This is a genomic window from Arthrobacter sp. M2012083 (genome assembly GCF_000281065.1).
Taxonomy (GTDB): domain Bacteria; phylum Actinomycetota; class Actinomycetes; order Actinomycetales; family Micrococcaceae; genus Arthrobacter.
Window position 1 is genome coordinate 38863 of sequence record NZ_AKKK01000006.1, and the last position, 20089, is coordinate 58951.

General features: G+C 62.2%; 18 protein-coding genes and 1 tRNA gene. 7 read left to right on the forward strand and 12 right to left on the reverse strand.

What is annotated here, in order from left to right; genetic code table 11:
- The first annotated feature begins 91 nt into the window (after positions 1-91).
- Complete coding sequence (locus A477_RS0103540; protein ID WP_017197644.1) at positions 92-3121, forward strand: alpha-mannosidase; 3030 nt, start codon at positions 92-94, stop codon at positions 3119-3121.
- A 32-nt stretch (positions 3122-3153) separates the two neighbouring features.
- Here A477_RS0103540 and A477_RS0103545 read toward each other — a convergent pair whose 3' ends face one another.
- The 7 genes from A477_RS0103545 to A477_RS0103575 all read right to left on the reverse strand — a co-directional run bounded on the left by A477_RS0103545 (position 3154) and on the right by A477_RS0103575 (position 9016).
- Positions 3154-4161 carry a hypothetical protein gene (locus tag A477_RS0103545; protein WP_017197645.1) on the reverse strand — a complete coding sequence of 336 codons (1008 nt, stop codon included), beginning with the start codon at positions 4159-4161 and terminating at the stop codon, positions 3154-3156.
- Between the two features lie 2 nt (positions 4162-4163).
- Positions 4164-5060, reverse strand: a complete 897-nt coding sequence (locus A477_RS0103550; protein WP_237715709.1) for a hypothetical protein — start codon at positions 5058-5060, stop codon at positions 4164-4166.
- A gap of 29 nt (positions 5061-5089) precedes the next feature.
- Positions 5090-5896, reverse strand: coding sequence for an amino acid ABC transporter ATP-binding protein (locus A477_RS0103555; RefSeq protein WP_017197647.1), 807 nt, complete (start codon positions 5894-5896; stop codon positions 5090-5092).
- Positions 5883-6542, reverse strand: a complete 660-nt coding sequence (locus A477_RS0103560; RefSeq protein WP_017197648.1) for an amino acid ABC transporter permease — start codon at positions 6540-6542, stop codon at positions 5883-5885. Before A477_RS0103560 ends, A477_RS0103555 begins: the two co-directional genes overlap by 14 nt.
- Positions 6543-7358, reverse strand: coding sequence for an amino acid ABC transporter substrate-binding protein (locus A477_RS0103565; protein ID WP_017197649.1), 816 nt, complete (start codon positions 7356-7358; stop codon positions 6543-6545). It abuts the gene before it with no gap.
- A 231-nt stretch (positions 7359-7589) separates the two neighbouring features.
- Positions 7590-8297, reverse strand: a complete 708-nt coding sequence (locus tag A477_RS0103570) for a hypothetical protein (protein ID WP_017197650.1) — start codon at positions 8295-8297, stop codon at positions 7590-7592.
- A complete protein-coding gene (locus tag A477_RS0103575) occupies positions 8294-9016 on the reverse strand; it encodes a hypothetical protein (RefSeq protein WP_017197651.1) in 723 nt (240 codons plus the stop codon). Before A477_RS0103575 ends, A477_RS0103570 begins: the two co-directional genes overlap by 4 nt.
- 208 nt (positions 9017-9224) lie before the next feature.
- On the opposite strand from A477_RS0103575, the gene A477_RS0103580 reads away from it, so the two are divergent.
- Together A477_RS0103580 and A477_RS0103585 are read left to right on the forward strand one after the other, a co-directional pair.
- Positions 9225-10886, forward strand: a complete 1662-nt coding sequence (locus A477_RS0103580) for an ABC-F family ATP-binding cassette domain-containing protein (protein WP_017197652.1) — start codon at positions 9225-9227, stop codon at positions 10884-10886.
- 3 nt (positions 10887-10889) lie between these two features.
- A complete protein-coding gene (locus A477_RS0103585) occupies positions 10890-12803 on the forward strand; it encodes an ABC transporter ATP-binding protein (protein WP_017197653.1) in 1914 nt (637 codons plus the stop codon).
- Here the strand turns inward: A477_RS0103585 and A477_RS0103590 are convergent.
- From A477_RS0103590 to A477_RS0103600, 3 genes are all read right to left on the reverse strand, one after another.
- Positions 12798-13214 (reverse strand): NUDIX hydrolase, encoded by a 417-nt coding sequence (locus tag A477_RS0103590; RefSeq protein WP_017197654.1) that lies wholly within the window; start codon positions 13212-13214, stop codon positions 12798-12800. The genes A477_RS0103585 and A477_RS0103590 overlap by 6 nt on opposite strands.
- Positions 13211-13669: a DUF6314 family protein gene (locus tag A477_RS0103595; RefSeq protein WP_017197655.1), complete on the reverse strand. Its 459-nt coding sequence runs from the start codon at positions 13667-13669 to the stop codon at positions 13211-13213. Before A477_RS0103595 ends, A477_RS0103590 begins: the two co-directional genes overlap by 4 nt.
- Position 13670: 1 nt before the next feature.
- Positions 13671-13743, reverse strand: a tRNA-Arg gene (locus tag A477_RS0103600).
- A 108-nt stretch (positions 13744-13851) separates the two neighbouring features.
- On the opposite strand from A477_RS0103600, the gene A477_RS0103605 reads away from it, so the two are divergent.
- A complete protein-coding gene (locus A477_RS0103605; RefSeq protein ID WP_026005329.1) occupies positions 13852-14637 on the forward strand; it encodes a DUF998 domain-containing protein in 786 nt (261 codons plus the stop codon).
- Here A477_RS0103605 and A477_RS0103610 read toward each other — a convergent pair.
- Positions 14624-15004 (reverse strand): hypothetical protein, encoded by a 381-nt coding sequence (locus tag A477_RS0103610; RefSeq protein ID WP_237715710.1) that lies wholly within the window; start codon positions 15002-15004, stop codon positions 14624-14626. The genes A477_RS0103605 and A477_RS0103610 overlap by 14 nt on opposite strands.
- A gap of 41 nt (positions 15005-15045) precedes the next feature.
- Positions 15046-15669: a hypothetical protein gene (locus A477_RS0103615; protein WP_026005330.1), complete on the reverse strand. Its 624-nt coding sequence runs from the start codon at positions 15667-15669 to the stop codon at positions 15046-15048.
- A 33-nt stretch (positions 15670-15702) separates the two neighbouring features.
- Between A477_RS0103615 and A477_RS0103620 the strand changes: the two genes are divergently transcribed.
- The 3 genes from A477_RS0103620 (at position 15703) to A477_RS0103630 (ending at position 19873) form a co-directional block, all read left to right on the forward strand.
- The gene (locus tag A477_RS0103620; protein WP_017197658.1) at positions 15703-16548 is read left to right on the forward strand and encodes an inositol monophosphatase family protein; all 846 of its coding nucleotides are present in this window, start codon (positions 15703-15705) and stop codon (positions 16546-16548) included.
- A 65-nt stretch (positions 16549-16613) separates the two neighbouring features.
- The gene (gene pcrA, locus A477_RS0103625; RefSeq protein ID WP_017197659.1) at positions 16614-19160 is read left to right on the forward strand and encodes a DNA helicase PcrA; all 2547 of its coding nucleotides are present in this window, start codon (positions 16614-16616) and stop codon (positions 19158-19160) included.
- Between the two features lie 14 nt (positions 19161-19174).
- Positions 19175-19873 carry a hypothetical protein gene (locus tag A477_RS0103630; RefSeq protein WP_017197660.1) on the forward strand — a complete coding sequence of 233 codons (699 nt, stop codon included), beginning with the start codon at positions 19175-19177 and terminating at the stop codon, positions 19871-19873.
- Positions 19874-20089 lie beyond the last annotated feature (216 nt).

Here is a 20089-nt window from a genome sequence, read left to right on the forward strand (position 1 = left end):
ACGGCGACCCAGAATTCGCCGCCCGCGCCCAGCAGTTTCGGACCGCGGTAGACAAGCCCTGTCACCCAGCGAACGCCCAAAGGGGAATTAATTGCACGACGACCGCCGGATCACTGAACAGCGTCTCGATAGATTTGTTCGGGAACGCATTCTTCCGGCCATTTACGGCAGGGCGATTCCGCTTCACCTCAGCAGCTGGGACGCTCCGGGCGAACCTGTGCCAGCCTCGGAAGCGCTGCGCCAGGTCTTCACTCCGCAGGAGCCCGGAGCCGCGTGGGGCAAGGCCTGGAGCACCAAGTGGCTGCGCCTCCAGGGTGAGGTGCCGCAGGACTGGGGAATGACGGACTTCACCACTGTGGAGATCATCGTCGATCTTGGCTTCAACAGCGATGTCCCCGGTTTTCAGTGTGAAGGCACCGCATGGCGCTCCGATGGCAGCATCATCAAGGCGATCTCGCCCAGGAACTTCCACGTTCCGCTCAAGCTTCTGGGCGGAGGACATTCCGTGGACTTCTATGTGGAGGCCGCAGCCAATCCCGACGTAGCCCAGGGATGGTCCTTCGCCCCCACCCCTCTGGGGGATAAGGCAACCTCGGGCGATGAACCCCAATACCGCCTGGGCCGCATAGCAATCGCTGAACTGAACGAAACCGTGTGGGAACTCAACCAGGACATCTGGACCCTCAGCGGCTTGATGCACGAACTTCCCATGGACATGCCCCGGCGCCACGAGATCCTGCGCGCCCTCGAACGCATGCTGGACATCATGGATCCGGACGACGTTGCCGGAACCGCTGCCGCAGGCCGTGCCGAGCTGGCGCAGGTCCTCAGCCGTCCCGCTTACGCGTCCGCTCATGAACTCCTGGCTACCGGCCACGCACACATCGACTCCGCCTGGCTGTGGCCTGTTCGTGAAACCATGCGCAAATGTGCCCGCACTTTCTCCAACGTGGTGGCCTTGATGGATGAAGACCCGGACTTCGTCTTCTCCTGTTCCTCGGCCCAGCAGATGGCATGGATGAAGGAGTTCTACCCTGAGCTCTTTGTCCGGATCAGGGAAAAAGTGAAGGCTGGCCAGTTCGTTCCTGTGGGCGGCATGTGGGTGGAATCGGACACCAATATGCCAGGCGGCGAGGCCATGGCCCGCCAGTTCGTGGAAGGCAAGAGTTTCTTCCTGAACGAGTTCGATATCGAGTGCCAGGAAGCCTGGCTGCCGGATTCATTTGGCTATTCAGGTGCCATCCCGCAGATCGTCAAGGAAGCCGGTTCGCGCTGGTTCCTCACGCAGAAGATCTCCTGGAACAAGGTCAACCGGATGCCTCACCACACTTTTGCGTGGGAGGGCATCGACGGCACCCGGCTGTTTACCCACTTCCCGCCCGTGGACACTTACAATGCTGAGCTGCACGGACGTGAATTGGCCCATGCGCAGCGTAATTACCGCGATCATGGCCACGGGACAATGTCCTTGGTGCCGTTCGGCTACGGCGACGGCGGTGGCGGACCTACGCGCGAAATGGTTGCCGCTGCGCATCGTACGGCGGATTTGGAAGGCTCCCCGAAGGTCCGCATGGGCACTGCCAAGGACTTCTTCACGAAAGCTGAGGCCGAGTACAGCAAGCTGCCCGTCTGGGTCGGTGAGATGTATCTGGAAATGCACCGTGGAACGTACACCAGCCAGGCCAAGACCAAGGGTGGCAACCGTCGGAGCGAACACCTCCTGCGCGAGGCCGAGCTGTGGTGTGCCACTGCCGCTGTCCGGCTCGGTGCAAGCTACGCGTATCCGGCGGACGAACTCAAGCGACTCTGGCGGCTGGTCCTCCTCCAGCAGTTCCACGACATCCTTCCGGGCAGCTCGATTGCCTGGGTCCACCAGGACGCAGAGCGCAACTACGAGGCCATAGCCCGGGACCTCACGGGCATCATCAACCATGCTGCTCAGGCTTTGGTGGGCGAGGGGGATCAGCAGTTCCTCTTGAACGCCGCACCGCATCAGCGCAAAGGGGTGCCTGCACTGGGTGCGGCCCAGGCAACGACGCCGGATTCCAGTGTTCAGGTGGACGAGCTGGAGGACGGCTACGTTTTGGACAATGGCATCATCCGCGCGGTCCTGAACCAGGACGGCCTGCTTACCTCCCTGGTTGACCACGCCAGCGGCCGCGACGCTATCGCTCCAGGACAGGCCGGAAACTTGCTCGAGCTTTTCAGGGATACTCCAAACGAGTGGGACGCATGGGACATCGAAGAGTTCTATCGCCGAAATGTCACACCCTTGACCCAAGCGGATGGCGTCGATGTTGAGCGTTTGCCGGCCGGCGTCGTCGTGGTGGTCAAACGCAAGGTGGGTGCCTCCACCATCACGCAACGCCTGACTCTCGACGCCGGTTCGGCGTCGCTTGGGATCGCCACCACGGTGGACTGGCAGGAACGCGAAAAGATGCTCAAGATCGCCTTCCCGCTGGACGTCAGGGCGGATCGTTCAGCGTCCGAAACCCAGTTCGGCCACGTCTTCCGGCCGACGCACACCAACACATCCTGGGAAGCGGCCAAGTTCGAGATCTGCGCCCATCGCTGGATCCACGTAGCCGAGCCTGGCTATGGCGTTGCAGTGAGCAATTCCTCCAGTTACGGGCACGACGTCACGCGGGCGGTCCGTGCCGATGGCGGAACCACGACGACGGTCCGCACTTCGCTGCTGCGCTCTGCCCGGTTCCCGGACCCGGAAGCCGACCGGGGTGAGCACACACTTGAGGTATCCATCAGGCCTGGCGCCGCGATCGCTGACGCTGTGGAGGAGGGATACCGCACCAACCTGAAGCCAAGGTTCATCTCCGGCGGCCGGCCGGTGGAACCGCTGCTTTCCTTGTCCAATCCCGCAATCGTGGTGGAGGCCGTCAAGCTGGCCGAAGACGGCTCGGGTGATGTCGTTGTTCGGCTCTACGAATCGTTGGGGGAGCGCTCAACAGGCCTCCTAACGGCCAACTTTGAGTGCTCTGATGCATTAGCCACCGATCTGCTGGAGCGCCCTACGGAAACCCCCGGTGTGGCGGTGGAGGAGGGGTCCGCGGTCAAGCTGGTGCTTCGGCCTTTCCAGCTGGTAACCCTGCGGTTTGTTCGCTGAGGTTTGCCACCGGCGTTTCTTTGCCCGCCGGGTTACTCCGCCAGTTCCGCGTCGATAGCATCCTTCAACACTTGAACCCGAAGGGGAATCACAGTGTCATGGTGTTTGATTTGGGCTGAGACGTTCTTCGTGAAGACATCTTCAACCAGAGTCGGCATGTCCTTCACGCCATTAAGGTAGCGCTTGGCGGCAAAGTCGAACTCTGACCTGTTGTTCTTTATCCGGGTGTTGAGAGCCTTGAGTTCGTCGGCAATGGTGAGATATTCCGCTTCCGGGGCATTCCGGGCGGTGGCGTCATCAATCTTTTTGACGTACTCGTCCTTGAGCCGCACAAACTCGTTGTAGTTCTCCTCGGACTTTGCGGTTGTTTCTGCGTGCGATTCGAGCTGTGCAATCTCATTGTCCAAGGTGCGGGCAAACTCAACGTAGGAGATGTTCCTGGACTGCTTGAGTTGGTTGACGGCTTCCCGGCAAGGAACTGCTGCTTGCGTCAACAGCGTTTGGCGTTCCCGGAGGTTGGCTGCTTTGGAGCCGACAAAGAGTCCGCTGCACCCGGCATCTTCCCTGAACAGGCCTTCGAACCGGGGGTAGGACTCCACGAGGCCCTCCATTGAGTCGAGGTAGGCCTGGTAGGAATCGACCAGCTGCGCTACAGCCACACCGATCCCATCCGCTTCTTTACCGTCGCCGTAGCCCTTCTGCACATCGCTCAAGGCAGTCCGTGCGGAATTGACGGCCTGTTGGAACTCGTCCCGCTCTTTGACGGAGTTCTTCTCAGCATCCTCTCGTGTTGCGGGGACGTTGCGGGCCTTCTTATACGCGGCCAGGTAGGTGTTGACGGCGGGCTGGATCTTGTCCCTTGCCTCAGTGAGTGCCGTCAGGCGCTCATCTTTCAGGAGGGCCAGGCTATCCCTGCGCTGCTGACCGGCGAAGTTGGTTAGGGCTATTACCACTACCGAGGCAACCACCGCCACCACAACGGCAATGGCAAGAGCGATAAGGACGGGACGGCGCTTACTGCGAACGGGCTCAATGGTCATCGCTATTTCCCCTCACCGGATGCTGCATCGAACTGTTCCAGGCTCTTCTTGAGTACGCCTTCGAATTCGGAATTTGAGCTGTTGGCGCTTTCGATGATCTTTGAGTATTTGTCCTTGGTGGCAGTTTCATATGTTGTTTGCGCCTTGGCGAACGCATCATTGATTTCCAACAGTGCAAGGCCGGCAATGGTGCTCTTGCTGAGGCGCTCAAAAGTGTCCTTGCTGTCGAGCACTTCCTGTTGCTTGTCCCGCTGCCCGCGGATGACAGCCTCTACCGCCGTGAGCAGGGTGGTGGTCTCGGCGTCGGCACCGTCCTTGGCGGTGCCCAGCGCGGCCAGGCACTCATCGGCACTCTTGACGTAGTCCTGGGCGTAGGACTCACCTGCAACGTTGAGGGATGAATGCAGGGCCGCACACGGCCCGCCCACAGAGCGGTAGATGTTGGTGGTGTTGACCACCAGCTGATCGTTGTAGGCGATCACCGCACCGTACTGATCCTTGAAGCGCTTGAAGGATTCGGCAACTTCCTGATCCTGCAGTGCCGGCGATTCCGCCATCTGCTGCAGGCGGTCACGATTCACCTGTGACTCACGCACGATGCGCTCACGGTCCTGGTTGAGGACTTTCTCCTCCTCCGGCTGTCCCGCTTTTTCGGAAATGGCATTCGAGTACCGTCCGGAAAACTGCTGGACCAGGGGATCGTAGAGATTCATCGAGTTGTCCACGATAACGCGGTGCTTGTCCAAGCGGACAACGTCGGCACGGCCAGGTTCCGCCGGCCGGGAGAGGGCGAACCAGGTGCCAAGCCCCACGGCTGCCAAGGCCACCACTACGGCAACCACAATGATCGCGGTACGCCTGGAACTGCTGCGGCCGGGTGTGCTGATTGTCTCTTCCAAATTCTTATCCCCCATATTGGTGAACCACTTCAGACGTCGTGCTGGAGCCTCTTGACGAAGAGCTTCGTCCGTTCCTGGCGCGGTGCCCGCAAAACCTCGGCCGCCGGCCCGCGTTCCACTACCACCCCGCCGTCCATGAAAATTACCTCGTCCGCCACATGCTGGGCAAAGGCGAGCTCATGGGTCACGATCACCATGGTCCAGCCCTCTTCGGCGAGTTCCTTGATGACTCCCAGGACGTCCCCCACAAGTTCGGGATCCAGTGCGGACGTGGGCTCGTCAAACAGGAGCAGTTGAGGCTTGAGTGCCAACGCCCGGACGATACCCACGCGCTGCTGCTGTCCGCCTGAGAGCTCAAAAGGGTAGGCGTCGCGCTTGTCGGCAAGACCAACACGTTCCAGCAGGCGCTCAGCTTCGGCAATTGCCTCGGCACGAGGCCGTTTTTGGACCTGGACGGGGCCTTCGATGATGTTCTTCAGAACGGTCATGTGAGGGAAAAGGTTGTAGTGCTGGAAGACCATGGCGCTGCGGTCGCGGAGCGCAGCCACTTCCCTTTTCCCCACTTTGGCGCCGAAGTCGATGGCGAGCTCAGCCGAGGAATCGCCGCTTCCAAAGGTGACCGTGCCGGCGTCGGGAATTTCCAAGCCGTTGAGGGAACGCAGGACCGTGGTCTTGCCGGAGCCTGAAGGCCCGATCAAGGCCACCACCTGGCCTCGCCGGATGTCAATGTCGATGTCGCGCAGGACTACGTTGCTTCCGAAGGCTTTGGCAAGGCCCCTTGCCTTCAGGACGGACGTGACGCGCGGTTGCCGGGCGGGTTCGTTAGTGAGCGACATAGCGGTCCAATCTCTTTTCCACGGCGGATTGCGCGGTGGAAAGAACCAGGCAAATAACCCAATAAACCAGGGCTGCCTGCAGGTAAAGGGCCATGAACTCCTGGCTGAATGCGGCGATCTGCTGTGCGTTGCGGAACAGTTCAGTAACCAGGATGAGCGAGGCGAGGGACGTGTCTTTCACCAGGGAAATGAAGGTGTTGGACAAGGGAGGAACGGATACCCGTGCTGCCTGCGGAAGGATGATGCGCACCAGTGCCTGCGGACGGGACATTCCGATGGTGTGGCCGGCTTCCCATTGGCCTTTCGGCACGGAGAGGATGGCAGCACGGATGATCTCGGCTGCGTACCCGCCCACGTTCAAGGAGAAGGCGATGATGGCGCTTGGCCAAGGATCAAGCCGGATGCCGATGCTGGGCAGGCCGAAGAAGATGACAAAGAGCTGCACCAGCAGGGGAGTGCCGCGGATCACGGAGACGTAGAACCGGCCGAGGCCCGAGAGCAGCCAGTTTGGGCTCAGGCGCATCAGGGCAACCACCAGCGCGAGCACCAAGCCGAAGGCGAAGGACGCGAGCGTCAGCGGAATGGTCCCGGTGACGGCGCCGGTGATGAGTGGACCGAAGGAACTCCAGACGAGGTCCCAGTTCATCTATTTGGTGACGTCCGCGCCGAAGTACTTCTCCGAAATCCTGGCCAAGGTGCCGTCGGCTTGGAGCTCAGCCAGGGCCTTGTCCACTGCGGCCGTGAGTTCCGTAGAACCCTTGCGGAAGACCATGGCGCTCTCGGTCTTCTCCGGTGCTTCGGCGGCGACCTTCAGGCCGGAGTCGGGAGTGTTCTTGGCGTAGTCCAAGTACGTGAGTTTGTCGTTCACCGTGGCATCCACGCGTCCTTGCTGCACCAGCGTGGCGGACTGTGCCCACCCCTCGACTGCCTGGACGTTGGCGCCGGCTTCAACGGCCATCTTGTAGAAGTTACTGGTCAGTGATTGGGCGGTGGTCTTGCCCTTGAGGTCGGCAAAGCTGTTGATGCTGCTGTTGTCCGCCTTGGTGACTACTACGCCGGTGGAGATGGTGTAAGGCGTGGAGAAATCGTACTTGGCCTTGCGCTCGTCATTGATGGAGATCTGGTTGGCGATGGTGTCGAACCTCTTGGATTCCAGCCCGGCAAAGATGCCGTCGAACTGCGTTTCCTGGAAGGTAGCCTTCACGCCAAGTTTCCCTGCCACGGCCTGGGCAATTTCGACGTCGAACCCAGTGAGCTCCCCGGCTCCATCAGCATGAAAACTAAAGGGACGGTACGTACCTTCTGTGGCGATGACGAGTTCGCCCTTGGATTTCACGTCTGAAAGTGATGTGTCCCCACTGGATTGGGCGGGTGCCGATCCTCCACCACACGCAGCAAGTGCAAGGGCGGCCGAGGCCAGGGTGGCTGCGAGGACAGAGCGGCGGGTGCGAAGGCTGTTCATGGAGCCATCTTAGCCACCGCCCGGGCCACGCTTGGCGGGGGGCTTGCGAAAAGGCCCCTTAAAAAGGCTGAGTGGGGGCGGTCCCCAACAGCCCGCCACCACTCATCCCCCCAATTGTGATCACGTGGGCGCCACATCCACCGGAAACCCGTTCTCTGATTCCGGTGTCAGGCTGCAAGCCGCGTTCACACATTCATGATTGTGCCACGATCTAATGGTTTTGTGAAAGTCTTACGTCGAGAGACGTTGCTTTCGCCGCGCAAATGACTTGGAGAACCAGATCCCAGCCAGTCCGAGGCACGTGAACAGGGCGGCCGAATAGTTGATGAGTACCCGCAACCAGGCCTCCGAAAATGGAATGAGGGGAAAGAGCTGGGACGACAGGAGTAAGGAAAGTCCCAAGAGCAGGAACCCCGAGGCCACCCGCAGCAATATGGGGGCCGTGCTCACCACGGTTCGCCAGATGGCAGGTACCAGGCAGGCTGCCACGAACCCCGGATACAAGCGACCCATCGCCGCATATCCATCCAGCGAGGGCCCCCATTTCAGTCCGCTCATCCCCGCCGAGGACCCTTGCGTGTCCGTGATGACGAAGAAGTAGATAGTCAGCGCACCAATAATTGCCCCTGCGGTGATCCCGGCGGGTCCACGGATGGCGCGCACGGCTGAGGCTGAACCGAACGCGGTGGCGATCTTGATGCCCATGAAGAAGAACGTGCCGTACAGCAGGAAACGCAGGATCAGGTTGCCGATGTTCATCCCGCCGAGCCACCCGTCAATGACCAGATAGGGGGCCTCAATACTGATGAGGATGCTCAACGAGATCAGCGAGAAAATGTAGAAAACCTCACGGTTTTCCCCGCGCAACGCGCTCGGAACCCGGGCGAGGGTAATAGCCAGGCAAACCGCCAGCGTGACCCAGGGCAGGACAGCCGTCATCCGAGGTTCTCCCAAATTCGTTCAGTTCGTTCGTGGTCTTGTTCCTGGCGGCGCAGTGTCTTGCCGAGCGCCAAAAGCCGTTCTCCGGCCAGCGCCACCAGCCGGCCCTGCGACAAGTTGTCCAGCGCCTCCTGGCGGGCATTGGGTGGCCACCCTGCTTCGGCCTCTGTGATCAGGCCTCCCGCCACCAGTCCTCCGGCCGGTCCAACCCCGGCGGCACGCGAGGTGGCGATGGCCAGCTCGGGCGGAAGCCGATTGGCAGTCAAATGGGCCGAGAAATTCTGTGGCGCAATCCCGGTGGCTCCGCTGACCCGGTGCCGCAACTCGCCGTCGTCGATCGCGTCCACCCAGTTACGCACTGAGGTGGGGTGCGGTGGTTCGGAAAGACGCGGGGCGGGGGTGGTGCCGGGCTCGCTGCGGTCCACCACTGCACGCAGCAAATCGATAGTAGCCACTTGGCTGACGAGTTCACAGGGGGTGGGCGGGACGGGGTCGCCCCGAAGGTCGGCGTAAAGATCGAAGGTGGACAGGGCTTGCACAGGACTGATGTTGAAGCCGCGGCTGATGCTCACCAAAGTGGACTCGGCAACCTTGCCGCGAACCAGCTGCTGGGCCAGTGTTGTTCGCTTGATGCCGGCAATCCTGCAGACGTCAGCAGTGCTGGCATCGGGCGCAACGCCATGAAGCCAGCGCTGGAACGCCTTGGACGGTAAGGGCATGTGGGACTTTCCTGGACGGGCCGCGAGGGCAGGGCTGCGTAAGCCGTAAGTGGGAGTACGAAACGATTTTACGCCGAAGCCACATTGAATTATGCTTGTTGATTGAACCCGCTGGTCCGTACACCCCCCAAGTCCGGACCAGCGGGTTTTTCCATGCCCGCGGGAATCGCGGCCTGAATTTCTGCGTTCCCTTGCTGGAGGATAGACAATGACTGCAACTTTGGTGGCCAAGGATCTTGCCGGTGGTCATGGCCATCGCACACTTTTCTCGGACCTCTCCCTGACCATCGCGCCAGGCGATGTAGTGGGGGTGGTGGGCGCGAACGGTGCCGGTAAGTCCACGCTGCTGCGCATTCTTGCCGGCGTGGACCAGCCCCAGGCGGGGAGCGTCAACCTGGCGCCGTCGGACGCCTTCGTAGGTTGGTTGCCGCAGGAACACGAGCGCGCCGCTGACGAAACAATCGCGGCGTATATTGCCCGACGCACTGGCTGCGCCCAAGCAACAAGCGAGATGGAGTCCACCGCCGAAGCTCTCGGCTCTGGAGCTCCCGGAGCCGATGACGCCTACTCTTTGGCCTTTGACCGCTGGATGGCCTCCGGCGCCGCGGACCTGGAGGACCGGGTTCCCGCTGTCCTCGCCGACCTCGGCTTGGAGCTTGGCGCCGACGCCCTCATGACGGGTCTTTCCGGCGGTCAGGCTGCGCGCGTGGCTTTGGCCGCCCTGCTGCTCAGCCGCTTTGACGTGGTCCTCCTGGACGAACCCACCAACGACCTCGACCTTGACGGACTTGCCCGGCTTGAGGCCTTCGTCCAAGGCCTCCGGGGCGGCGTGGTCCTGGTGTCGCACGACCGCGAATTTCTGGCCCGTTGCGTCACTACCGTGGTGGAACTGGACCTCGCCCAGAACTCCGTGGCCGTCTACGACGGTGGCTACGAAGCGTTCCTCGAAGAGCGCGCCGTGGCCAAACGCCACGCCCGGGAACGATACGAAGAGTTTGCCAACACCAAGGCCGACCTCGTCTCCCGCGCACGCACCCAGCGTGAATGGAGCTCCCAAGGCGTAAGGAACGCCATGAAGAAAAATCCGGACAATGACAAGATCCGTCGCGCCGCGAGCAGTGAATCGTCGGAGAAACAGGCCCAGAAAGTCCGCCAGATGGAGTCCCGTATCGCAAGGCTCACTGAGGTAGAGGAACCGCGCAAGGAATGGCAGCTGCAGTTCAGTATCGGCCAAGCGCCCCGCTCAAGTGCCGTCGTCGCTACCTTGCGCAACGTCGTCGCCCGCCAAGGTGATTTCACGCTCGGCCCGGTGAACCTCCAGCTCAACGGCGGCGAGCGCATAGGCATCACCGGACCGAACGGTGCCGGGAAGTCGACGCTTTTGCGCCTGTTGTTGGGGACGCAGGAGCCGGACGACGGCGACGCCTCCATGGGTGCGTCTGTGGCCATTGGCGAAATTGACCAAGCGCGCGGACTTCTCGACGGCGGGCGGCAGCTTGGCGACGCTGTGGAGGCTGTGCTGGTGGACTGGAACAGTGCGGACGTGCGTACGCTCTTGGCAAAGTTCGGCCTCAAGGCGGATCACACCTCCCGGACAGTGGATTCGTTGTCCCCGGGGGAGCGGACCCGCGCTGCGCTGGCGTTGCTGCAGGCCCGTGGCGTGAATCTGCTGGTGCTGGACGAACCGACCAACCATTTGGACCTTCCGGCCATCGAGCAGCTGGAGGAGGCGCTGGAAAGTTATGAAGGCGCGCTCCTGCTGGTTACCCACGACCGAAGGTTGCTGGAGAACGTCAGGCTCGATTCGCGCTGGCACCTGGAAAACGGACAGGTGCAAGAGCTTCATCACACCCCAAGCCAGGAGAAGTAACCCATGAGCATGGACCGCGTGGCCTGGAGCTCGCTGTACAACATCACTACCGCCAAGAGCGGCTCGAAACCGTTCTCCAAGGAGACCCTGAAGCGGGTGATGGCTTTCGCCGCACCGCATAAGGGTAAGCTCATTGCCTTTGTGATCGCCTCCATCGCGGGTGCTTTCCTGGCCGTCGCTACTCCGGTGTTGGCCGGTCAGGTGGTGGATGCCATCATTGCCAACGCCGGCGTGGGCACGGTGATCTGGTTGGCTGTCCTGATCGCCATGGTCGCCGTCGGCGAGGCGGGTGTGGGCTTGTTGACCCGCTGGTTGTCTTCCATCATTGGCGAGGGTGTCATTGTGGACCTCCGCACACGGGTTTTCGATCATGTGCAACGCATGCCCATCGCCTTTTTCACCCGAACTCGAACCGGTGCCCTGGTCAGCCGCCTGAACAACGACGTCATCGGAGCCCAGTCGGCCTTCGCCGGCACACTGTCCGGCGTGGTCAGCAACGTGGTGGCTTTGGCACTCACTCTTGTGGTCATGCTTAACACCTCTTGGCTGGTGACTGTGCTGGCCATGGTGTTGCTGCCGATTTTCCTGATTCCGGCCCGGCGGATGGGCTCCAAACTGGCGGACCTCCGCCGCGAAGCTGCCGCGCACAACGCTGCCATGGGCACTCAGATGACGGAGAGGTTCTCCGCGCCGGGCGCCACGCTGGTGAAATTGTTCGGTCGCCCGGATGAGGAATCCCGTGAGTTCGCTGAGCGTGCCGGCCGGGTCCGGGATATCGGGATCCGGACTGCCATGTTGCAGTTCACGTTTGTCACGGCCTTGACCCTGGTGTCGGCGCTGGCCTTGGCCTTGGTTTACGGACTAGGCGGTTGGTTGGCAATTGGAGGGCAGCTGGCACCCGGTGACGTGGTGGTTCTCGCCCTTCTCCTCACCCGCCTCTACGCCCCGCTGACGGCTCTGTCCAATGCCCGTGTGGAAATCATGAGTGCTTTGGTCAGCTTTGAGCGGGTCTTTGAAATTCTGGACCTTAAGCCGCTGATCACCGAGAAGCCGGATGCCGTGACTGTTCCGGCGGGCCCTGTGGCTGTGGAGTTCGACGACGTCCGCTTCTCCTACCCTTCCGCCGAGAAGGTGTCACTGGCTTCCCTTGAGGACGTCGCCACCCTGGATACCCGTGGAGGGGAGGAAGTCCTGCACGGCCTCAGCTTCCGGGTGGAACCGGGGCAAACCGTTGCCCTGGTGGGTTCCTCCGGTGCTGGCAAGTCCACGGTGGCCCAGCTGCTGTCCCGCTTGTATGACGTCGACTCCGGCGCAGTGCGCCTGGGCGGGCAAAAGCCAGGAACAGGCGTGGACGTCCGGGACCTCAGCTTTGATTCGTTGCGGGACACCATGGGCATGGTGACCCAGGACGGACATCTCTTCCACGAAACCATCGCGTCAAACCTGCGCCTCGCCCGGCCGGACGCTACGGAAGCTGACATGTGGGATGTGCTCCGGCGGGCTCGACTGGAGTCTATGATCCGGTCCTTGCCCGATGGCTTGGAAACCGTGGTGGGGGAGCGCGGCTACCGGCTCTCCGGTGGTGAACGCCAAAGGCTCACCATCGCCCGCCTGCTGATCAAGCAACCTCGCGTCGTGATCCTCGACGAAGCCACCGCGGCGTTGGACTCCACCAATGAAGCCGCCGTCCAGGCGGCCTTGGGTGAGGCGCTCGAGGGGCGCACCGCCGTCGTGATTGCCCACCGGCTGTCCACCATCCGTGCGGCCGATGCCATTTTGGTGGTTGAGGATGGCAGGATCGTGGAGCGTGGCACGCACACCGAGCTGCTGGCCGCGGATGGACGATACGCCGAGCTGTATCAAACCCAGTTCGCCGAGGCCACGGCGGTGGCCCAGGAAGCGGTCCCGGAGCTATAACCTGCGCGGGGTGAGCGCTGGAAGTACGTGATCCGTCAGCAGTGGCGCCAAGTCCGTGGGAAGAGGCGCATCGAGGTCCAGCCAGCGGATCTCGGCGATCTCCGCCGAGGGGTGCGCTTCCCATGTTCCGGGCGCAGTAAAAACGGTGGCTTCGATGGTCGTTGCTGCCTCGTTTGCCGCCACGGCCAGCCACACGCCGAGCGGCTCGAGGCGGTTCGGTGCCACGTCAATGCCGACTTCTTCCAAGAGTTCACGGGAAGCGGCCTCAGCGGCGGTTTCACCGGACTCTGGTTTGCCACCGGGGTGCATGAACTTCTCAGTGCCACGCTTGCGAACGGTCAGGAGTTGGCCGTGGTCGTTGTAGACGCAAACGGCGCTCACGATGATCAGGTCCGTGCCGGTTCCGTTCATGGTTGCCTCCCGGCATCGATTCGGACCAAGTGCGATTCAAGCAGCAGGTTCTTGGCGGGCCCCTGGACATCCCACGTGAAGCTGAATGAGTCAGGACCTTCCCACCTGTACCTGACCCGGTAATCGTCGGGGTCGCACCAGTGCTTGTCCTGGTTGCCTTGGTCGGAGAAGCTCATCACGTGGAAGGGCCTGCCGTCGGGGAAAAACACGTCCATCGACTCCGGCCCGGAACCCGGTTTCAGCAGGTACTCGCGGAATGCCGGACCCGAATGGGTAGGCCAGTGCATGGTTCCGTCTTCGCGGTAGTCCAGGCCGCCGTCGGGGTTCCGGGTATAGCGCACGACGCCGGTAAAGGTTCCGTTGGTGCCGGACGATCGGTCCAGGAGGGCGCGCTCCACAGTCCAGCTGCCGGCCAAGTAGGCCTGCAAGTCCTGGGTGGGTTGCTGGTGGTTCAAGTGCCCTCGATTGGAATCGAACCAACGACACCGGCTTTAGGAGAGCCGTGCTCTATCCACTGAGCTACGAGGGCCTGTGCGTCCATGGCTCTTAATCCCACTGCTGGAGCTCGAGGGCCCGGACACGACTACAAGCATACAAGCTGCGGGGGCGCTGCCCGAACACCGCTAGGCTGGCGTTCATGAAAGGGCACGCGACTGCACCGGCGCCAGCTGGATCGTTCCTTCCGGATACCCGTGGCATCAGGGCGAACATCGGCGGGTGGGCGCAGCTGAGCGTGGTTCAATACTTCGTGGCCGAGGCCGCCGTGATCGAGGCCTGGGCAGGTCCAGAGCCCTACAGCAGGGCCACCGGATTCATCAGTGACCTCGGAGCAATCTCTTGCGGGATCTATGAGGACAGAGCCGTCTGCTCGCCTCTGCACTGGCTGATGAATGCCTCGTTCGTGGTTCAAGGCCTGGCGCTGGTCCTCGGTGCGTTGTTTTTGACGGCAGGGTTGCTGAGTGTGGCCGCGCGGCCCGGAGTAACGGCACGACGATTTCGAGCTGTTGCGGACGACTCTCCTCAGACGCGGGTCCTGACCGTGCCCTGGATCCTGGCTGTCGCCATCCGGATCCTCACCGGTGTCGCCGGGGTGGGAACGGTCCTGGTGGGGCTGGTTCCCGAAGACCTTGGCTCGCCCTGGCACTTTGCGGGCGCACTGATGTTCTTCATCGGGGGAGGGTTTGCACTGCTCCTGTTGGGCATCCTGTGGTTCCGGCAAACCCCGATCAGTTGGTTCCTCGCTGCCTGCGGGCTGGTTTGCATTGGCGCCTTGGTCATAGGCGGGGTTACCGGGATGGAGGTGCCCCAGCCGGGTTTGCTGGAGCGGTTCATGGGCTACCCGGTGACCATCGGCTTGGCAGCGGCCGGTTTGGTGATTGCCCAGCGTGTCCACACGGAACGGAAAGCACTCAGGGCCGGCTGAGGAAGTACTCGCGGAAGCTGTTGAGGGAGGAACCGCCCGAGTAGCCCAGATCTCCCGCGCTGGCGGACACGGCATCGTCCGGTGAAAAGATACTGACCCCGAACGTACCGGACTGAAGCTCCTCCGTCTCTTCGAGCATGGGGGGAAGCGCGTTCCCGAGCACGTCAGCGAGGACGTCCGCGTCGTGGCTGCTTCCGACCAACTTGATGGTGATGAAATTTCCGGACGTGTTCATATTGACGTTGAGCTTTGCGGACTCAACTCCGGGTACCGACAATGCGGCTGCCTCCAGTTCTTTGCCCAGGCGCTCCGCTTTGGACGGGCCTCCGAGGCCGCAGGCGGACGCGCTCAAGATGAACAGGCCCATGGCTAAAGCTGAAACGGCGGGTTTGAAGAACCGTCGGAAGCTCACTGCTTGGGGCTCTTCTTGCCCAGGAACACTGCCAGCACGCCGCACAGGAGACTGATCAGGAACAGCACCCACGACGCGACGGTGACGGCTGAGGCCAACGCCACCGAACCGGCGTCGGGCGTTTCCGCGGCCAGCACGGAATCAATGGCGACATTGGACCACAGGTGGGCAACGGCGAACAGCAGGGGAGCGGCCCACATAGCCCAACGCCACGATTTTTGCGCCACATTGGTGCCGATCAGCAGGAGCCAACTGAAGCCGAAGATCAGCGGAAACAGCGTACCGGCAGTCTTGTGGACGTAATTGAGCTGGCCGCGCGCCGACTCATCCATGGCCTCCCGAAGCTGGACGATGTAGTCCTGTGAGAAGCCGCCAATCAGCGAATCCGGCATCGCCAGGCCGCCGGAGAGCTGTGTCATCTGGTTCAGGGTGAGCAGGTGCAGGTACCAGAACAGGAACAGGCTGGCCACGACACCCGCGATCACAATGAGTTTGGAGTTGCTCTGCGCCTTTTGTGGAGTGCGCTGCGTGGTGTTGTTGATCACAGGAGGCAGCGAGTGGTCGGGAACCACTGCCTTTGCTCCGTGCTTCTTGACGCGCTGGGCTGGTGTCTTGGCCATGTCATCCATTATTCCGCCACATAAGCTGGATCCATGACCACCGGCAGGCACACAGCAACTGAACTCGATCCTTCACTCGATGACTACCAACTGGCCAGCGCCTTGGTCCGCGAGGCGGGCCAGCTGGCGCTGCTCATGCGGATGGGCGGACTGCAGGGCGAACGCAAGACGTCAGTGTCCGACGTCGTCACAGCAGCCGATCACGCGGCCGAGGCTTACGTCCTGGAACAGTTGCGGCGCTGCCGTCCGGAAGACGGCATCCTCGGCGAGGAGGGTGCCTCCGTTGCGGGGACGAGCGGCCGGACCTGGGTGATCGACCCCGTCGACGGCACGTACAACTTCCTGCACGGGTCCACGTACTGGTGCTCGGCCATCGCCCTCAAGCGCGACGATTCCGATCACGGCGGCAACCCGGTTGCCGACCCGGACGTGTTGCTCGGGGCCATCTACCAGCCCGAACTGGATAAGCTCTGGCTGGGAGGGGAAGAGCGCCCGGCCACCTTGAACGGCGAGGCGATCACCGGTTCGGGCGACCTCCCCGTTGGCCAAATCTCCGCGGCGACGTACATCCACCCCACTTGGCTAGCAGACCCCCGGGCCGCCATGCCCTGGCATGCGGCCGCAGTCTCCGCGGCGTCCCTGCGCATGTTCGGTTCAGGCTCCTGCGACCTCGGCCGCGTGGCTGACGGGGAGCTCGGCTGCTGGTTCCAGCACAGTTGCCCGGAATGGGACTGGCTGCCCGGGAAGGCGATCGTCCGCGCTGCCGGCGGGGACACCGCCGTCGTGCAGGTCAACGGATTGAATTGGTTCGTGGCGGGAGGCCCGACGGCGGTGCACGAGTTGAGCGCCGCCCTCACCTCTGTTCCCCAATTTGCCTAGCATCCGCTGCTGCTGACCACGGCGACCTTATAGTGTCAGGGGCACCGCCTAGACTGGTAGGCACCATGGATATGTTGTTTGACCCCTATGCAGACGGACCCTTCAAAGCTGGCACCAAAGCCGCAGTCAAGGCTGCCCCGGAGCTTTCCCATTCCGGCGGAGGTGCCTCCGGGCCCCGCCTCCAAGAGGGAACCGGTGGGCCGGGGAACGCTCCCCAAGCGCCCGCCCCAGGAGGATGGGGCAATCAGGGTGCCCACGGGTTGCCGACCGCTGAGGCGCTTCTCCAGGGACTGAATCCGCAGCAGGAAGAGGCTGTGAAGCACGCCGGAAGCCCCCTACTGATCGTTGCGGGGGCAGGCTCGGGGAAGACCCGTGTACTGAGTAACCGGATCGCCTACCTCATTGCCACCAAGCGGGCGCACCACGGCGAAATCCTGGCCATCACCTTCACCAACAAGGCGGCGGCGGAAATGCGGGAACGTATCGAAGCCTTGGTCGGTGCCCGTGCGAAGGGCATGTGGATCTCAACGTTCCACTCGTCCTGCGTACGCATCCTGCGCCGGGAAGCTGCCAACGTCGGGCTGAATTCGAACTTCTCCATCTATGACTCCGCTGATTCACTGCGGTTGATCACACTCGTGGCAAAGAACCTGGACCTGGATCCCAAGAAGTTCGCACCGAAGGCCATCCAGCACAAGATTTCGGCGCTCAAGAACGAGCTTATTGATGCCGACTCCTATGTCTCCTCGGCAAACCACAACGACCCCTTCGAACAGGCTGTGGCCGAGGTGTTCAAGGGCTACACACAGCGTCTCCGGCAAGCCAATGCGATGGACTTCGATGACCTCATCGCCGAAACCGTGTACATGTTCCGGGCCTTCCCGGCGCTCGCGGAATCCTACCGGCGCCGCTTCCGCCACGTGTTGGTGGACGAGTACCAGGACACCAACCACGCGCAGTACGCACTGGTCAGGGAAATCGTGGGCTTGGGAACGGACACGGACGTAGCCCCCAGCGAACTGACTGTGGTGGGCGATTCCGATCAGTCCATTTACGCTTTCCGTGGCGCGGACATCCGCAACATTGTGGAGTTTGAGCACGACTACCCGAACGCCCGCACCATCAAACTGGAGCAGAACTACCGCTCCACGCAGAACATCCTCAGCGCAGCCAATTCGGTGATCTCCCGCAATCCCAACCGCCAGGAAAAGCGGTTGTGGACCGCGGAAGGTGACGGCGAGAAAATTATTGGCTACGTGGGTGAGAACGAACACGACGAAGCCCAGTTCATCGCCAAGGAAATCGACCGGCTGCAGGATGAGGAAGGCTTGCGTCCGGGAGACGTCGCCATCTTCTACCGCACCAATGCACAGTCGCGTTCCATTGAGGACGTTCTGGTCCGGGTGGGACTGCCGTACAAGGTTGTTGGTGGGACGCGCTTCTATGAGCGCAAGGAAATCAAGGATGCCCTGGCCTACCTGCGTGTCCTGGTGAACCCGGACGACGACGTCAACCTCCGCAGGGTACTGAACGAACCCAAACGCGGGATCGGTGATCGTGCTGAGGGCGCTGTGGCCGCCTTGGCCGAACGGGAACGCACCTCGTTCATGGCCGCTGCGCGCCGTGCTGACCAAGCGCCCGGCATGGCCACGCGCTCCGTCAATGCCGTCCTGGGATTCGTTAAGCTGCTCGATGACCTTGCCGAGGTAGCCTCCGGCTCCGGTGCTGCCGCTGCGTTGGAAGCCGTCCTTGAACAGACCGGCTACTTGGCGGGGCTGCGCGCCAGCAACGATCCCCAAGATGAATCCCGGGTGGAGAACCTAGCCGAACTGGTGGCCGTGGTCCGGGAATACGAGCGCGACAATCCGGACGGTTCGCTCGGCGAATTCCTGGAGCAGGTCTCACTGGTGGCCGACGCCGACCAGATCCCGGATGCCCCGGGTGCGGACATCGATGCTGCCGTCGCGGAAGCCAAGCGGATGGGCGTTGTCACGCTCATGACGCTGCACACCGCCAAGGGCTTGGAGTTCCCGGTGGTGTTCCTCACCGGCATGGAGCACGGCATCTTCCCGCACCAACGCTCCGCCACGGATCCCAAGGAACTCGCGGAAGAACGGCGCCTGGCCTACGTGGGCCTTACCAGGGCGCGCAAACGTCTTTACGTCACCCGGTCAGAGGTCCGCAGCATGTGGGGCCAGAGCCAGTACAACCCCGCCAGCCAGTTCCTGGAGGAGATTCCTTCCGAGCTGGTGGAATGGAAGCGCGAAGGAATGAGCCGTCAAGCCGCGGGTGGCTGGGGGAGCGCCCCCATCGGGTCCAACCGCTACGGTGGTTCATTCTGGGGTGCGGGCACCTCCCGCGGTGCTGCTGCTAGCCCAACCGCAGGTTTCGACGCCGACGTCCCCGCCGCCGTCGTACGCAACAGGGTCCAGCCGCAAAAGGAAGTCATTTCCGTGGTGGTGGGGGACAAAGTCAACCACACGAGCTTCGGCAACGGCGTGGTGCTGGGCATCGAAGGCGCAGGGGACAAGACGGTTGCGAAGGTGAAATTCGACGTCGGCGAGAAGCGGCTGCTGTTGCGGTACGCGCCCCTGACCAAACTCGATGCATGAAGCGGCACGGCATAATGAGGGGCATGCGACGGACTGTTTGGGGGGTACTGGCCGCCTTCATCATGGTGCTGGCCACGGGATGCTCCTTCGCCACTGAAGATCCCAACTATGTGCCACCGGCTCCTTTGCCGCCGCTGGAGCAGCTCCAACAGGTTCCTGTCACTGAGCAGACCACCCTGTCCGCGGGCGAGGATGTTACGGCGTTCGTCACCGCCGACAAGAACATCGTGTGCGCCCTGACATCTTCCCGGGGAGGGCACCTCAACCTGCCCTACGAGGCCAACTCCTACTCTGACGCGGCCAACAACAAGTTCGCGGTTGTTCCGGTGGCCCACTGCGAGCTGGCCAAGTATGCCAAACCGGACCTGGATGACATTGCGGAGGACTGCGCGGGAACTGGCCTTGGCTACCTCGGCGGGACAGCGCTGCTGACTCCTGAGAAGGCGGTCTACGGCTCATGTCGTTCCGGCGTAACACAAATGGAGTCGGAGTTCGGGCCGAAGGGCAGTGGTGGCGGTCCCATTTCCAAACTCCGGGAACTTCCGGACGGGCAGAACATCGAGCGCAACGGTCTCCGGTGTTCGGCCTATAACGGCGGTGTTGCCTGCGGAAACGTCTCAGGTGGCGTGGCATTCTTCGTGAACCGCGAGGGATACCAGTTGATTTCCGACGGCGGCAAAACGGTCCGCGGGAACCTGAAAGAGGCGTCCTGAACCGCATCCGAACGCACTTCGACAGCCCAAAAACCGCGTCATTATGCGGTTTTTCTACATCCGATAGAAGTGTAAGGTTACTCACTTAACAGGTAGTGTGTAGCTGGCGGGACTCCTCAAAGGGCTAAAGTTCCGAGAGGACCTTACGCAATGTGACCGGCTTCAATCCCGGTTGTTACCGCGTACTTTCCGCAGCTGGCTATCGCGGTCATCGCG